Origin of the sequence: Candidatus Thiothrix phosphatis, from assembly GCF_035668035.1 — a bacterium.
Taxonomy (GTDB): Bacteria; Pseudomonadota; Gammaproteobacteria; order Thiotrichales; family Thiotrichaceae; genus Thiothrix; species Thiothrix phosphatis.
The window spans coordinates 62,427-78,073 of sequence record NZ_JAYMYJ010000042.1 but is presented as its reverse complement, the minus strand read 5'-3'; the positions used below and the strand labels follow the sequence as shown (position 1 = coordinate 78,073).

The following is a 15,647-nucleotide window of genomic DNA, read 5'->3' as shown; positions in this document are numbered from 1 at the left end:
TCCCTTTATGTATTCGTGTGCGAAAATAATGTATTCAGTCCTGAATGGGGTACTGGCTACGTGATTCGTTGACCCGCTCCCGCAACTCCTTTCCAGGCTTGAAATGCGGGACATGTTTGGGCGGCAAAGAAACTTGATCCCCTGTTTTAGGGTTTCGGCCCTTACGTGCTGCACGATGATGCAGGGAAAAACTGCCAAAACCACGAACCTCAATACGCCCGCCGTCCGCCAATGATTCGCTCATTTTGTCCAACAGCAATTTGACAGACAGCTCTACGTCGCGGCTGCTTAGATGGCTTTGCTTGCGCGCAAGAATATCAATGATTTCAGATTTGGTCATCCTTTCCACTCCTGAACAGCAAAGGGGTGTTTGCTGGGCGTTGTTGATGTTTTCCAGCTTTTGGGGGAGCAATGCGGCATCCAATCACGCCGCATTGCTGGAACTATAGGTCATCCTTGACCTGCTTATCGTCCTGATGGCGACTTTATTCGCCCATCTGTTCCTTGAAGATGTCGCCCAATGAAGTGGATGCGCCACTGGAGCGGCCAGTGTATTCACGCATTACCCGAGCCTCATCGTCATCGTCCTTGGCCTTGATGGACAAGTTGATGGAACGGGTTTTACGGTCGACACCCATGAACTTGGCTTCGATAGCATCGCCTTCCTTCAATACGCTACGGGCGTCTTCCACACGGTCGCGGGACAGTTCAGAAGCACGCAGGATGCCTTCAATGCCGTCGCCCAAATCCACTTTTGCGGATTTCGGAGTGACTTCAATGACAGTACCCTTGACTACGCTGCCTTTGGCATGGGCCGCAACGAAGTTGGAGAACGGATCTTGTTCCAACTGCTTGATGCCGAGGGAGATGCGTTCGCGCTCAGGATCAACCGCCAGCACCACCGCCTCGACTTCATCGCCCTTCTTGTAGCTGCGGACAGCTTCTTCGCCCGGCATATTCCAGGAAATGTCGGACAGATGAACCAAGCCGTCAATGCCGCCTTCCAGGCCGATAAAGATACCGAAGTCAGTGATGGACTTGATCTTGCCAGAAACACGGTCGCCTTTGTTGTGGGAGGCTGCAAACTCATCCCAAGGGTTCGGCTGGCATTGCTTCATGCCCAAGGAGATGCGGCGGCGTTCGGCGTCGATGTCGAGGATCATGACTTCCACTTCATCGCCCAGCGTCACCACTTTCGCAGGGTTGACGTTCTTGTTGGTCCAATCCATTTCGGACACATGCACCAAGCCTTCGACGCCGTCTTCGATTTCCACGAAGCAGCCGTAGTCAGTCAGGTTGCTGACTTTGCCAAAGATGCGGGTGCCGGATGGGTAGCGACGCACCAGATCCTGCCATGGATCTTCGCCCAGCTGCTTGAGGCCGAGGGATACACGGTTTTTGTCGCGGTCAAACTTGAGCACCTTGACTTCGATTTCGTCGCCAATGCTGACCACTTCGGATGGATGCTTGACGCGTTTCCAAGCCATGTCGGTGATGTGCAGCAGGCCGTCGATACCGCCCAGGTCGAGGAATGCGCCGTAGTCAGTGAGGTTCTTGACGATACCTTTGACAACTTGGCCTTCCTGCAGATTTTCCATCAGTGCTTCACGTTCTGCACTGTACTCTTCTTCAACGACAGCACGGCGGGAAACAACCACATTGTTGCGCTTCTGATCCAGCTTGATCAGTTTGAATTCCAGTTCCTTGTTTTCCAGATAGGAAGTGTCGCGGACTGGGCGCACATCCACCAGGGAGCCAGGCAGGAAGGCGCGGATATCGCTGAGTTCGACCACGAAACCGCCTTTGACCTTGCCGGTGATGATGCCGGTGACGATTTCGTCGTTATTGAATGCTTCTTCCAGAACCTCCCAAGCGCGCAGGCGGCGAGCCTTTTCACGGGAGAGGCGGGTTTCACCGAAACCGTCTTCCACGGTGTCCAGCGCCACTTCCACCAGATCGCCGACTTTGACGGTGATTTCGCCGCGTTCATTTTTGAACTGCTCGGCAGGGATGACACCTTCAGATTTTAGGCCAGCGCTAACGATAATAAAATCAGGGCGTACTTCAAGAACTGTTGCATTCAGCAGAGCGCCTGGCTGCATTTGGGTGTAAGAAAGGCTCTCTTCAAACAGTTCGGCAAAACTTTCAGTCATGAATAAAAATACCTGTTAAACAATGGTTATCGCCAACGCATCCTTGCATGACGGGTTAAAACGTAAAAAGCCCGGACTTCCTGTCAGGGCTAGCTCGAAACTAAATCTGTCCAATCAAATGGTTACGCAATATGATGCAAAACAGCCGCAAACACTTCATCCCGATCCAGCGAACCAGTGTCGACCAAAACCGCATCCTCAGCAGGTTTCAACGGGGCTACCGGACGGTTGGCGTCGCGCTCATCGCGGGCATTGATGTCCTGAATTAGGTCGCATAGTCTAGCACTAAGCCCTTGTTCACTCAACTGTTTCAGGCGGCGTTCGGCGCGGATTTCGGCGCTGGCTGTCAAGTAAAACTTATGGTTCGCCCCAGGAAAAACTACAGTGCCCATATCGCGCCCATCTGCAATCAACCCTGGGGCCTGCCGGAAACTGCGCTGCAACTCCAGCAACGCAGCGCGCACCGCAGGCAGTGCGGCGATTTGCGACGTGGCGCTGGCGCAAGTTTCATTGCGGATTTCGCTGCTGACAGCCTCACCATCCAGCCAGGCGTCGCCGTCACGGAACTCAATTTTCAAGGAAGGGATCATGGCGGCGACAGTGGGTTCATCCTGCAAATCCAGGTTGCGCTGCAAGGCCGCCAATGCCGCCACGCGATAAATGGCCCCGCTGTCGAGCAGGTGCCAGCCAAACTTGTCAGCAAGCATGCAGGCGATGGTGCCCTTGCCTGCCCCAGCCGGGCCATCAATCGTGATGACAGGAACTGTATTGCTCATGCGGTTGCCATCCTCACGCCTGCCCGCGCCGCCAAATCCACAAAGCCTGGGAAAGAAGTGTTCACGTTCGCACAGTCGTTGATAATGACCGGCTGTGTTGCGCGCAAGGCCGCCATGGTAAACGCCATGGCGATGCGGTGGTCGCCATGGCTGTCGATCACGCCGCCGCTAAAATTGCCGGGGTTGATGATAATGCCATCCGCTGTCGGCTGGGCATCCACACCGCAGGCAAGCAAGCCATCCGCCATCACCTGGATGCGGTCGCTTTCCTTCACCCGCAACTCTTCTGCGCCTGTCAGCACGGTTCGCCCTTCGGCAAAGGCGGCGGCGACAAACAACACCGGGAATTCATCAATTGCCAAAGGCACCAGCGCTTCAGGAATTTGCACGCCTTTGAGCTTGGCGGAACGCACCCGGATGTCGGCGACAGGTTCCCCACCAACTTCACGTCCGTTCAGCAATTCAAGGTCAGCCCCCATCAGGCGCAGAATGTCGATTATGCCGGTGCGTGTCGGGTTGATGCCAACATGCTCCAACAGCAGTTCCGAATTTTCAGCAATACTCGCGCCAACCATAAAGAATGCGGCGGAGGAAATGTCCGCTGGCACATCAATATTGGCCGCAGTGAGCTTGCCGCCACCTTGCAGGCTGATACGGTTGCCTGCCGTTTTCACTGCATAACCAAAACCGCGCAGCATGCGTTCGGTATGGTCGCGGGTCGGCGCAGGCTCAGTGACCGAAGTTTCGCCATCGGCATACAAGCCCGCCAGCAGGATTGAGGATTTCACCTGCGCGCTGGCCATCGGCATGTCGTAATGCATGCCCTTGAGCTTGCATCCCCCATGCACCAGCAGCGGCGGGGTGCCATTGGGCGTGGCGTCAATGACCGCGCCCATCTCTGCCAACGGCGCAGTCACCCGCTTCATTGGCCGCTTGGAGAGCGAGGCGTCGCCCGTCATCCGCACATCAAACGCCTGCCCGCTCATCAGGCCGGACATCAGACGCATGGAAGTGCCGGAGTTGCCCATATCCAGGGCATGGGCGGGGGCTTGCAAGCCATGCAGGCCGACACCGTGGATGGTTACCCTGCCCTCTTCTGTCGGGCCTTCAATCGCCACGCCCATCGCGCGAAACGCTTTCAGGGTGCAAAGGCAATCTTCGCCCTGCAGGAAGCCGCTAACATGGGTGTCGCCCTCCGCCAGTGAACCCAGCATGATGGAGCGGTGTGAAATGGATTTATCCCCCGGCACGCGCACGCTGCCGCGCAGGCTTCCTCCGGGCTGGACAATGAACTGGAGATTGGTGCTGGAATGGCTCACACAGATTTCCTTGGGGCTAATGCATAAAATCAGGCTGGCATTCAACCATACCCAACGGGGTTTGCCAAATACTGCGAATCAATCGGCCTACCGGGCGGATGCCGGATAAATCCAGCCGGAAATCAGGCCACCAGCCGGGTTGTTGACCTTGTCATTGGCGACATCCTCAAGATGGTAACGCCCGCCTACGTTGAACAGGCGCAACTGGCGCGCATATTGATTGGGTTTTGTCCACGGCAGGTTATTGTAGTTCTGTTCGGCGACACTCACCAAACCGCGTTGCAGGTCAACACCCACCACTACGGCGACATGACCATGCCGCCATTTGGGGTCGTCCGGATTGGGGCAATAAACCAGCAGGTCGCCAAATTTTGGCGGGCGCGTCGCCGTGCCATTGAGTGAGCGGGCCAACGGAAACTTGGCGTTGGCTTGAATGTTTTCACCTTCTGTGAGGTAAAGGATTTCATGCGCGCTGTCGACATCGCCAAAAGTGACGCCAAGGTTGGTCATCCACCAACGCCGGGCGTACTCCACACACTGGTAGGTCAGGCCGACGTAATGCAATTGTTTGTCAACAGGCGGCTTTGCATGCAATGAAATGGCTTTGTTGCGCAAGTCCATGAAAGAAAAATCAGAACGGGCGCAAGTGGATTGGCAATTGGAATACGCAGGCACCTGGTTTGCCACCCCAAGCAATTTGCCTGCCGGGGTCGCACAGCCCGTATCGCAGGATTGCTTGGCTTGCGCATAAGCCTGCTTGCTTACCGCTTCAGGCAACGGCGCAGGCTTCGCCAGCAAACCGTAGCCATCGGTGTTGGGCAAAGCCGCCGCCAAACCGGCGGGATAATGGCCGCTTGAGCCGGTATCCGCCGTGATTGCGCAACCACCAGCCAATACAACTGCACTGAACGCCAAGGCTTTAAGTAGTTGCGGCAACTTACTGATCATCCGGCGTTTCCTGCGCGCTGGCCTTGTGGTTTTCCAGATAGGCGATGTAACTGTCACGCGCCTGCTTGGCCCGCGACATGCGCGTATACAACCCTTCGCCGTCTTGCTGTTCAACCAGTGCGGCGAATTCGCTTAAATCCGCCTGCAACTTACCGATCATTTCCACTATGGCGTTTTTATTGGCCAGGCAAATGTCGCGCCACATGACCGGATCGCTGGAGGCAATGCGCGTGAAATCCCGGAAGCCGCCCGCCGCGTAACGGAAAATGTCCTCCCGCATCGGCAGGTTCAGCAAAGTGTCAACCAGTGAAAACGCCAGCACATGCGGTAGATGGCTGGTCGCCGCCAGGACGCGGTCATGCAGCTCCACCGGCATGCTTTCCAGCACGGCACCCGTCATCCGCCACATATCTTCAACAGCGCGCAAGGCGGCAGGGTCGGTATGCGGCAACGGCGTGAGGATGACGCGCCGGTTGACGTAAAGGTCAGGGATGGCGGCTTCCACCCCACTCTTTTCACGCCCGGCGATCGGATGCCCTGGGACGAAACGGGCAAAAGCTTTACCGAATACCTGCTCAACTTCGGCGACAATGCTGCCCTTGGTGCTGCCTGCGTCCGTCAGCACCGCATCGGCGGGCAAGGCTGGCCTGATCTGTTCCAACAGCCGCCCCATGGCACCCATCGGCACGGCCAGCAACACCATATCGGCGTCTTGCACCGCTGCTTGCGGTTCCAGGGTAAAACTGTCGATCACCCCCATATCCACGGCCTTTTGCAGATGGGCGGCGTTGCGGCTGCAACCGATGACCTCCTGGCAATAGCCCGCTTCACGCAACGCCAGCGCCAGTGAGCCGCCAATCAGGCCGACGCCAAAGATGACAAGCTTCCTGATCACGCTGCAAGAACCTTTTTCAATGTATTGATACAACGTGTGTTTTGGGCTTCCGTGCCAATGGTGATGCGCAAGTGTTGCGGCAGCCCGTAGCCGCCGAGCGGGCGCACGATGACGCCTTCGCGCAACAGGGCGTTGTAAACAGGGGCGGCCGGACGCTTGCAATCCACCGTGATGAAATTGCCTACGGTTGGAATGTATTCCCAACCGTTCTCGGCGCAGGCACCCAACCACTGTTTGAGCCCTGCGGCGTTGGTCAGCACGCTTTGTTGCAGGAAGGCGTCATCTTCCAGCGCGGCCATGGCACCAACCAACGCCAGCGAGTTGACATTGAACGGTTGCCTTACCCGGTTGAGGATGTCGGCGACCGCCGGGTTGGAAGCCGCATACCCTACCCGCAATCCGGCCAGGCCATAAATCTTCGAAAAGGTGCGGGTGACGATCAGGTTGGGAAATTCATCCAGCCATTCCAGCGCATTGGGGAAATCAGGCTGCTGCACGTACTCGGTATAGGCTTCGTCGACCACCACGATGACATCCGCCGGAACCCGTTGCAGGAAGCCGTGCAACGCCTCCCGATCCAACCAGGTGCCGGTAGGGTTGTTGGGGTTGGCGATGAACACCACCCGGGTTTTATCATCAATTTTCGCGGCGATATTCGGCAAGTTGTGGCCATACGGCATGCTGTGATGGTCGGGCGGATTGGCCTTGGCGATGCGCAATTCCGCACCTACCGCCTGGATTTCGATCGGGTAAATGGCAAAGGCGTATTCAGCGCACACGGCGGCACGGCTGCTGTCGAGGTAGGCCCGCGCAATAATGTCCAGCAAATCATTGGAGCCATTGCCAAGGGTAATTTGCGAATCATGCAAACCAATCTTGCGGGCAATGGCTTCCTTGAGCTGGTAGCCGCTGCCATCTGGGTACAGTTCCAGGGAATCCAGCGCCTGGGTCAACGCCGCCAGCGCTTTGGGGCTGGTCCCCAATGGGTTTTCGTTGGAGGCAAGTTTGAGAATGCCGCTGATCCCCAGCTCACGCTCCAGCTCTTCTATCGGCTTGCCGGGCTGGTAGGGTTGCAGCGCCTGTACGCCGCTGACGGCAAGCTGCCTGTAATCAATGCCTGATTGCATGGTTGGCCCTGAAATAAAAATCAAGCGGGCATTCAATCACACACGGGCAATTCTGCCAAGGGCTGGAAAACAATAATGAAATCCCGCTTATACAATGGCGACCGGATAAGCCCCCAAAACCCTGACCAGCTCCGTTTCCGCCCGCAAGGCGACCAATGCCTTGCTGATGGCTTCGTCCTGCTCATGCCCAAGCACATCCAGGAAGAAAAAATATTCCCAGTTGGTGGCGCGGGAGGGGCGGGATTCAATCCGGGTCATGTCCACGCCATTTTCTGCCAGCGGCTTGAGCAGCTTGAACAAAGAACCGGGTTGGTTGCGGGTGGAAACCAGCAGCGAAGTGCGGTCATTGCCGCTGGGCGCGACCACCTGATCGCCAATCACCAGGAAACGGGTGGTGTTGTTGGGGCTGTCTTCAATGTTTTCATGCACGATTTGCAGGCCGTAAATGGGTGCCGCCTGAATACCGCCAATGGCGGCGACGGCATCATCCAGTGAAGCCAGCCGGGCGGCTTCGGCATTGCTGCTGACCGGGATGCGTTCCACATGGGGCAAATGCTTGTCCAGCCAGTAACGGCATTGCGCCAGCGACTGTGCATGGGAATAAACTTTTTGCACGCTTTGCCAGTCACTGTGGCGGCACATCAGGTTCTGGTGGATGCGCAGGGAAATTTCCCCACAAATCCGCAGTTGTGACTGCACGAACATATCCAGCGTATGGGTGATCACGCCTTCGGTGGAATTTTCAATCGGCACCACGCCATAACGCACCCTGCCCGCTTCCACCTCGCGGAAAACCTGCGGGATGGATTCCACCGGCAGCGTGGCGACCGCTTGCCCAAAATGCTTGAAGGTGGCTTCCTGCGCAAACGTCCCGGCTGGCCCCAGGTAGGCGATGCGCATGGACTCTTCCAGTGCAAGGCAAGAGGAAATGATTTCACGGTACAAGTGTGTGACTTGCTCATTGCGCAACGGGCCGCTGTTGAGCGACTGCATCCGGGTGAGGATCTGCGCTTCCCGCTCCGGACGGTAAAACTTGGCGCCCGGATCTTCCGCCAGCTTGGTATGGGCCACTTCCTCAGCGCAACGGGCGCGCTCGTTCAGCAGCGCCAGGATTTGGGTGTCAAGCGAGTCGATACGCTCACGCAGGGCAGCCAGCCCTGCGTTGACGTTCTCAGCATTATCAGTCTTATTGCTCAAAGCAGCCTTACCTTAAGGACTCCAGGAATGGATTTTAGCGTAGCCAGGGTTTCAGCACTGACACTGGAATCCACATCCATCAATGTATACGCCATGTTGCCTTTGGAATCGTTCAACATGTGCGCAATGTTAACGCCGGACTGCCCCAATACATGAGAAATCTTGCCCAGCATGTCGGGGTTATTCTGGTTGACCAGGGAAATCCGTGCAAGGCCTGTGCGCGGTAATTTCACATTCGGCAGATTGACCGAGTTGCTGATATTGCCATTCTCCAGATAATCACGGATTTGATCAGCAATCATAATGGCGCAGTTGTCTTCCGCCTCGAGGGTGGATGCGCCCAAATGTGGCAGTGCAATCACCCGTGGATTGGTGCGCAGCGTATTGCTGGGAAAATCGCAGACATACGCATACACCTTGCCGCTTTCCAAACCTGCCAGCACCGCGCTTTCATCCACAATGCCATTACGGGCGAAATTGAGCAGCACCACATTGTCTTTCAGTTTTGCCAGACTGGTGGCGTTGATCAGATTGCGGGTGCTGTCGATCAGGGGGACATGGAAGGTAATGAAATCGGATTGCGCCAGCAGCATATCGATATTGGCAGCCGCTTCCACATCGGCATTCAACTGCCAGGCGCGCTCGATGGTGATGGTCGGGTCGTAGCCGATGACATCCATCCCCAGGGAACGGGCAGCATTGGCTATCCTCACGCCGATAGCGCCAAGGCCGACGACCCCTAAGGTTTTGCCCGGCAGTTCAAAACCACGAAACCGCTTCTTGCCTGCTTCAGCCGCCACCCGTATTTCTTCATCAGAACCCTGCAAACCGTTCACAAAATCAATGGCTGGGCCAATGTTGCGGCAGCCCATCAACATACCGGCAATCACCAGTTCCTTGACCGCGTTGGAGTTGGCTCCCGGCGCATTGAACACAACCACACCACGCCCTGACAGTTTTTCAACAGGCACATTGTTCGTGCCGGAACCTGCCCGGCCTACCGCCAGCAAATTGCCAGAAAACGGATAATCGTGCAGTTTGTAAGAACGCAGGATGATGGCGTCAGCATCAGGCGCATTGTCTGAAATGGAATAACGGTCGCTGGGAAGACGCTCAAGTCCTTTGGGTGAGATGGCATTGAAGGTTTGGATTGTATACATGGGGCTTTCCTGTGGTGTTGCGCCCCTCCCCCTCTCCCCTTTCCCTCGTGGGGAGAGGGGGGGGAAGAAGGGCTTGCTTGAGATTTCTGTATTGATGGGGTGGAGGATTTCACCCGTTCTTTTGCGCAAAATCCTGCATGAAGCTGATCAGCGCGTCCACACCTGCTTCCGGCATGGCGTTGTAGATGCTGGCGCGCATCCCGCCGACAGAACGGTGGCCTTTCAGCGTGGTCAGGCCCACCTGTGCTGCTTCGGCCAGGAATGGCTTGTCCAATTCAGTATTTGCCAAGGTGAACGGAACGTTCATCCAGGAACGGCAGTTGGTAGCCACCGGGCTGTTGTAGAAACCACCGGAGGCTTCAATCGCCGCATACAGTTTTCCTGCCTTGCGCTGATTGATGGCAGCCATACCAGCCAGGCCACCTTGCTGTTTGACCCATTGGAACACCAACCCAGCCAGATACCATGCGTAAGTTGGCGGGGTGTTATACATGGAATCATTGTCCGCATGGATTTTGTAATCGAACATGGCGGGGGTGCCTGCGATGGTTTCACCAATCAGGTCTTCGCGCACAATCACCAGGGTCAGGCCAGCCGGGCCGATGTTTTTCTGCGCACCTGCATAGATCAGGGCATATTTGCTGACATCCACCGGGCGGGACAGAATGGTGGAAGACAGATCAGCCACCAGCGGCACATCGCCCGTTTCCGGAACCCACGGGAATTCAACACCCCGGATGGTTTCGTTCGGGGTGTAATGCAGGTAGGCCGCATCCGCATTGCACTTCCAGGTTTCAAATGCCGGGACGCTGGTGTAATTGCCTTCCTTGGTGGATGCAACCACATTGACCTCGGCAAAGCGCTTGGCTTCCTTGATGGCTTTGGCTGACCAGTCACCGGTGTCGACATAATCGGCGGTGGTTTTGCCACGCAGCAGGTTCATCGGAATCATCGCAAACTGGCTGCTGGCCCCACCCTGCAGGAACAGCACCTTGTAATTGGCCGGAATAGCCATGATTTCACGCAGATCGGCTTCAGCCTGTGCCGCGATGGACATGAACTCCTTGCCGCGATGGCTCATTTCCATCACCGACATGCCGCTGCCATTCCAGTCGAGCATTTCGGCCTGGGCCTGTTCAAGAACGGCCTGCGGCAACATGGCCGGGCCTGCGCTGAAATTGAATACGCGTTTCATCATGATTTATTCCTGCTCTTCGGTTATATCTGTGGTGTCATCTTCAAGATTCTCGCTGCTGTCCGTCAATATCGGAGCAATCTGCACCAGCTTTTCACCTTCGTTCAGACGGATCAGGGTAACGCCCTGGGTATTCCGCCCGACAATGGAAACATCGGCCACCGGCGTGCGCACCAAGGTGCCGCCATCAGTGATCAGCATGATTTGGCATTCGTCCTTGACCTGCACGGCGCCAATCGCATCGCCATTACGCTCGGATGTCTGGATGGCGATGACGCCCTGCCCTCCTCGGCCTTGGGTAGAGAACTCATCCACGCGGGTGCGTTTGCCGTAGCCGTTTTCTGTCGCAATCAGCAGTTCACCCTCGCCAACGATGATCAGCGCATTGACTTCCTGCCCATCTTCCAGACGGATGCCCCGCACCCCGGCGGCAGTGCGGCCCATCGCGCGCACATCGGCTTCATGGAAACGGATCGCCTTGCCGGAGGTGCTGAACAGCATCACGTCATTGTTGCCGTCAGTCAGCGCCACATCCACCAGCTTGTCACCATCGCGCAGATCCACCGCAATAATGCCAGCAGCGCGGGGACGCGAAAACTCGGTCAACGGCGTCTTCTTCACCGTACCATTGGATGTGGCCATGAAGATGTGTTTGTCGGCGGCATATTCACGGATCGGCAGCACGGCATTGATACGTTCGCCCTCTTCCAGTGGCAGCAAATTAACCATCGGCTTGCCGCGTGCGCCGCGCCCACCCACCGGCAACTGGTAAACCTTGAGCCAGTACATGCGGCCACGGCTGGAAAAGCACAGGATGGTGTCGTGGGTGCTGGCGACAAACAGCTTTTCGATGAAGTCTTCGTCCTTCATGGAAGTCGCCGCCTTGCCACGCCCGCCGCGTTTCTGCGCCCGGTAAGTGTCGAGGGTTTGCGCCTTGGCATAGCCTTCATGGGAAAGTGTGACCATGACTTCCTCATCGGCAATCAGGTCTTCCATGCTCAGGTCTTCGCCGACCACATTGATTTCGGTGCGGCGTTCATCACCGTAAGCATCACGCACCGCCAGCAGTTCCTCACGGATAACCTGGATCAGGCGGTCAGGGTTGGCGAGGATTTCCAACAGGTCAGCAATCTTATCCAGCAGCTCGCGGTATTCGGTAAGGATTTTGTCTTTTTCCAGGCCGGTCAGGCGATGCAGACGCAAATCCAGGATCGCCTGAGCCTGGACTTCTGACAGCCAGTAGCCATCCTCATGCAGGCCATATTGGGCAGGCAGATCGTCCGGGCGGCAAGTATCAGAACCGGAACGGGTCAACATGTCGTTGACAATGCCGGGGTTCCAAGCGCGTGCCAGCAAACCGGCTTTGGCATCCGCCGGGCTTGGTGCCGCCTTGATCAGCTCAATGATTTCATCGATGTTGGAAAGCGCAATCGCCAAGCCCTCGAGGATGTGGGCACGTTCGCGCGCCTTGCGCACTTCGAAAATGGTGCGGCGCGTCACAATCTCACGGCGGTGACGCAGGAAGGCTTCCAGCACTTCCTTGAGGTTCAGCAGGCGTGGCTGTCCATCCACCAGGGCGACCATATTGATGCCGAACACGCTCTGCATCTGGGTCTGTTTGTAGAGGTTGTTCAGCACCACCTCACCAGATTCGCCGCGCTTGAGCTCGATCACCATGCGCATGCCATCCTTGTCGGATTCATCGCGCAATTCGGAAATGCCTTCGAGCTTTTTGTCCTTGACCAGTTCGGCAATTTTTTCCAGCAAACGCGCCTTGTTCACCTGATACGGCAACTCGGTCACGATGATGGTTTCGCGCCCGGTGCGTTCATCCACTTCGATGTCGGCACGGGAGCGGACATAAATACGCCCTTTGCCGGTGTGGTACGCCTCGCGGATGCCGCGTGCGCCATTGATGATGCCCGCAGTTGGGAAATCCGGCCCTGGCAGGTATTCCATCAGGTCGCTGATATCCATGTCCGGGTCAGCGAGCAAGGCCAAACAGGCATTGACGGTTTCGGTCAGGTTGTGTGGTGGGATATTGGTCGCCATCCCAACCGCAATGCCGGATGAGCCATTGACCAGCAGATTGGGGATGCGGGTCGGAAATACGGATGGCTCTTTTTCGTTGCCGTCGTAGTTGGGGACAAAATCTACCGTTTCCTTGTCGATGTCGAGTTGCAGTTCGTGGGCAATCTTCGACATGCGCACTTCGGTGTAACGCATTGCGGCTGGTGCATCGCCATCCACAGAACCGAAGTTGCCCTGCCCGTCCACCAACATGTAGCGCAGCGAGAACGGCTGGGCCATCCGCACGACAGTGTCGTAAACAGCGGTGTCGCCATGCGGGTGGTATTTACCGATGACATCACCGACCACACGGGCGGATTTTTTGTAAGGTTTATTCCAGTCATTGCCCAGCTCACTCATGGCGAACAGCACACGCCGGTGAACGGGTTTCAAACCATCCCGAACATCAGGCAATGCACGCCCGACAATGACGCTCATCGAGTAAGCCAGATAGGACTGGCGCATTTCATCTTCGAGATTTACAGGGAGAATTTCCTTGGCGAATGTGGCCATATTATTGTTCGATCACCTAAATCATGAAGAGCGGGATTATATCAGAAAATATAAGGTTGTGTGCGTCCGTTGTCTGGCTGCCCCCTCTACCGCCGAGGATTAAGGTGGATTATCAGAAGTCTTTTTATTTATTATCTGATGCCAGATAAACTGGTTTTGTTAATGCAGTTCCCCCACATAAACCAGCACCATGAACAAGCAGGGTTCCAGCCGTGAAAATCCATTCAATCAGCCTCAGCGTTTTACTTTCCATCCTTTGCGCCGCTTGCGGCGATAGCACAACAACCACGGTTTCAGGCGTATCCACCCAGGCCGCCAAAGAAGCTTTGGGACAAAAACTGTTTTTTGACACCAACCTTTCTTCGCCTCCTGGGCAGGCATGCGCCAGCTGCCATGATCCAGCTTATGGCTTTACCGACCCGGATAAGAGCCTTCCCACGTCTGCTGGCGCAAATCCTGCCCTGTTTGATGACCGGCATGCGCCGACAGCGGCTTATGCCCTCTATAGCCCGGAATTTCACTTTGACCAAAATTTGGGGGGATATATTGGCGGACAATTCTGGGACGGACGCGCTACAGACCTTTCCACGCAAGCTAAGACCCCGTTTCTGGAGCCGGTGGAAATGGCGAATCCCGACCTCTCTGTAGTTGTCAGCAAGGTGCAGGCTTCAGCTTACGCCAGCCTGATGACGCAGGTTTACGGGGAAAGCATATTCTCCGACAACGTCGCCGCCTACCAAGGCATCGCTGACGCCATCGCCGCGTTTGAGCGCACCAGCCTGTTCCATCCGTTCAATTCCAAGTACGACCAATATTTGGCAGGCAAGGCAGAATTGACGGCGCAGGAAGCCTATGGCCTACAACTGTTCAATGACCCTGGCAAGGGCAATTGCGCCGCCTGCCACCCCTCCACGCCAGCGGCGGATGGGACGCCACCGCTGTTCACCAATTTTGCTTACGCCAATATCGGGTTGCCATTGAATGCAAATGTTCAGGCAGGCGTGGATTTCGACGTCATGGATTTCAGGGATTACGGCTTGGGCGGCAGGATTGACATCCCGCCATCTGAACGCGGCAAATTCAAAATCCCAACCTTGCGCAATATCGCCATCACCGCGCCGTATGGGCACAACGGCATTTTCAGCGACCTGGAGGAAATGATCGCCTACCACAATGCGCGGGATGCGGCGACTGGCCGTTGGGAACCGCCGGAAGCGCCGGAAAACCTGGATGTCCGGGTCGGCAATCTGGGGCTGACGGATGATGAAATAGACGCCATTGCCGCCTTCCTGACAACGCTGACTGACGGATACAGCGCGGCGGGCGGCTAAGGCAGGGTGTGCAGCAATAGCTGCTGATAGTCCTGGGCGTAGGCGGCGGCTTCGGCGATCACATATTCCTTGAATGCTTGCGCCGCAGGGGATAGCCATTTGCCGTCACGGGTGACGATATGCCAATAACGCTGGATAGGGAAACCCTGCACATCCAGTATCGCCAACGATCGTGTTTCCAGTTCCAGCTTGATGCTGTGCAGGGAAACGATGCCCAACCCCAATCCGGCGATCACCGAGTATTTGATCGATTCATTGCTGCTCATTTCCAGTGTGCTGGAAAAAGTGTGCCCATGCTCGGCAAAAAAGCGCTCGATAGCGGCGCGTGTGCCAGAGCCTGGCTCCCGCACCACAAATTTTTCCCCGGCTATATCGGCGATCGGAATCTCTTTTTTACCGGCTAAGGGATGATCAATTGGCGCAATCAGCACCAGCGGGTTGCACATCAGCCGCTGGGAATGCAGATCCAGGTTGGCGGGTGGCTCCCCCATCACCACCAAATCCGCTTCGTAGTGCTGCAACTGCTCCACCAAGGCTCTGCGGTTGGTAATGTCCAGTGAAACGGTGATGCCTTCGTGCATTTTGGAAAAGCTCGCCAGCATCCGGGTAATGAAATAAATCGAAGTGGTCGCCGCCGACACCTTGATATAGCCTTGGTGCACATTCTTCAATTCTTTAAGCGTCTCCACCATGCCCTGATATTGGGCAAGGAGTTCACAGCCATAAGCATGCATCGCCTTCCCCGCCGCCGTCATCACAATGCGTTTGCCTTGGCGCTCGAACAAGGAAAGCCCCACGTTATCTTCCAGTTGCTTGACCTGCATCGAGATGGCGGGTTGGGTCATATGCAGTAATTCAGCCGCACGGGTAAAGTTTTCAGTTTGGGCGACGGCCTGAAAAATCTGTATCTGGCGAAATGAGATATGCATATTAAACACTCATGAAGATGGGCTTTCTGTCAAG

General features: G+C 56.2%; 13 protein-coding genes. 1 reads left to right on the top strand and 12 read right to left on the bottom strand.

The window, feature by feature from the left end; all coding sequences use genetic code 11:
• Positions 1 to 34: 34 nt before the first annotated feature.
• The 11 genes from VSS37_RS05025 to gyrA form a co-directional block, all read right to left on the bottom strand.
• Positions 35 to 340: an integration host factor subunit beta gene (locus tag VSS37_RS05025; RefSeq protein ID WP_324693617.1), complete on the bottom strand. Its 306-nt coding sequence runs from the start codon at positions 338 to 340 to the stop codon at positions 35 to 37.
• A gap of 145 nt (positions 341 to 485) precedes the next feature.
• Positions 486 to 2,153: a 30S ribosomal protein S1 gene (gene rpsA, locus VSS37_RS05020; protein ID WP_324693616.1), complete on the bottom strand. Its 1,668-nt coding sequence runs from the start codon at positions 2,151 to 2,153 to the stop codon at positions 486 to 488.
• 122 nt (positions 2,154 to 2,275) lie between these two features.
• Positions 2,276 to 2,929 carry a (d)CMP kinase gene (gene cmk, locus VSS37_RS05015; RefSeq protein ID WP_324693615.1) on the bottom strand — a complete coding sequence of 218 codons (654 nt, stop codon included), beginning with the start codon at positions 2,927 to 2,929 and terminating at the stop codon, positions 2,276 to 2,278.
• The gene (gene aroA / locus VSS37_RS05010; protein WP_324693614.1) at positions 2,926 to 4,248 is read right to left on the bottom strand and encodes a 3-phosphoshikimate 1-carboxyvinyltransferase; all 1,323 of its coding nucleotides are present in this window, start codon (positions 4,246 to 4,248) and stop codon (positions 2,926 to 2,928) included. The genes cmk and aroA overlap by 4 nt, the downstream gene beginning before the upstream one ends.
• An 87-nt stretch (positions 4,249 to 4,335) precedes the next feature.
• The gene (locus VSS37_RS05005; protein ID WP_324693613.1) at positions 4,336 to 5,196 is read right to left on the bottom strand and encodes a CHAP domain-containing protein; all 861 of its coding nucleotides are present in this window, start codon (positions 5,194 to 5,196) and stop codon (positions 4,336 to 4,338) included.
• Positions 5,186 to 6,091: a prephenate dehydrogenase gene (locus VSS37_RS05000; protein WP_324693612.1), complete on the bottom strand. Its 906-nt coding sequence runs from the start codon at positions 6,089 to 6,091 to the stop codon at positions 5,186 to 5,188. Before VSS37_RS05000 ends, VSS37_RS05005 begins: the two co-directional genes overlap by 11 nt.
• A complete protein-coding gene (hisC, locus tag VSS37_RS04995) occupies positions 6,088 to 7,218 on the bottom strand; it encodes a histidinol-phosphate transaminase (RefSeq protein ID WP_324693611.1) in 1,131 nt (376 codons plus the stop codon). The genes VSS37_RS05000 and hisC overlap by 4 nt, the downstream gene beginning before the upstream one ends.
• A gap of 87 nt (positions 7,219 to 7,305) precedes the next feature.
• Entirely contained in the window at positions 7,306 to 8,415 is a 1,110-nt protein-coding gene (gene pheA, locus VSS37_RS04990; protein ID WP_324693610.1) for a prephenate dehydratase, read from the bottom strand.
• The gene (locus VSS37_RS04985; RefSeq protein ID WP_324693609.1) at positions 8,412 to 9,575 is read right to left on the bottom strand and encodes a phosphoglycerate dehydrogenase; all 1,164 of its coding nucleotides are present in this window, start codon (positions 9,573 to 9,575) and stop codon (positions 8,412 to 8,414) included. Before VSS37_RS04985 ends, pheA begins: the two co-directional genes overlap by 4 nt.
• Positions 9,576 to 9,684: 109 nt before the next feature.
• A complete protein-coding gene (gene serC / locus VSS37_RS04980; protein ID WP_324693650.1) occupies positions 9,685 to 10,770 on the bottom strand; it encodes a 3-phosphoserine/phosphohydroxythreonine transaminase in 1,086 nt (361 codons plus the stop codon).
• 6 nt (positions 10,771 to 10,776) lie between these two features.
• Positions 10,777 to 13,353 carry a DNA gyrase subunit A gene (gene gyrA, locus VSS37_RS04975; RefSeq protein ID WP_324693608.1) on the bottom strand — a complete coding sequence of 859 codons (2,577 nt, stop codon included), beginning with the start codon at positions 13,351 to 13,353 and terminating at the stop codon, positions 10,777 to 10,779.
• Positions 13,354 to 13,565: 212 nt separating this feature from the next.
• On the opposite strand from gyrA, the gene VSS37_RS04970 reads away from it, so the two are divergent.
• Positions 13,566 to 14,684: a cytochrome-c peroxidase gene (locus tag VSS37_RS04970; RefSeq protein ID WP_324693606.1), complete on the top strand. Its 1,119-nt coding sequence runs from the start codon at positions 13,566 to 13,568 to the stop codon at positions 14,682 to 14,684.
• Here the strand turns inward: VSS37_RS04970 and VSS37_RS04965 are convergent.
• Entirely contained in the window at positions 14,681 to 15,613 is a 933-nt protein-coding gene (locus VSS37_RS04965) for a LysR family transcriptional regulator (protein ID WP_324693605.1), read from the bottom strand. The genes VSS37_RS04970 and VSS37_RS04965 overlap by 4 nt on opposite strands.
• Between the last annotated feature and the right edge of the window lie 34 nt (positions 15,614 to 15,647).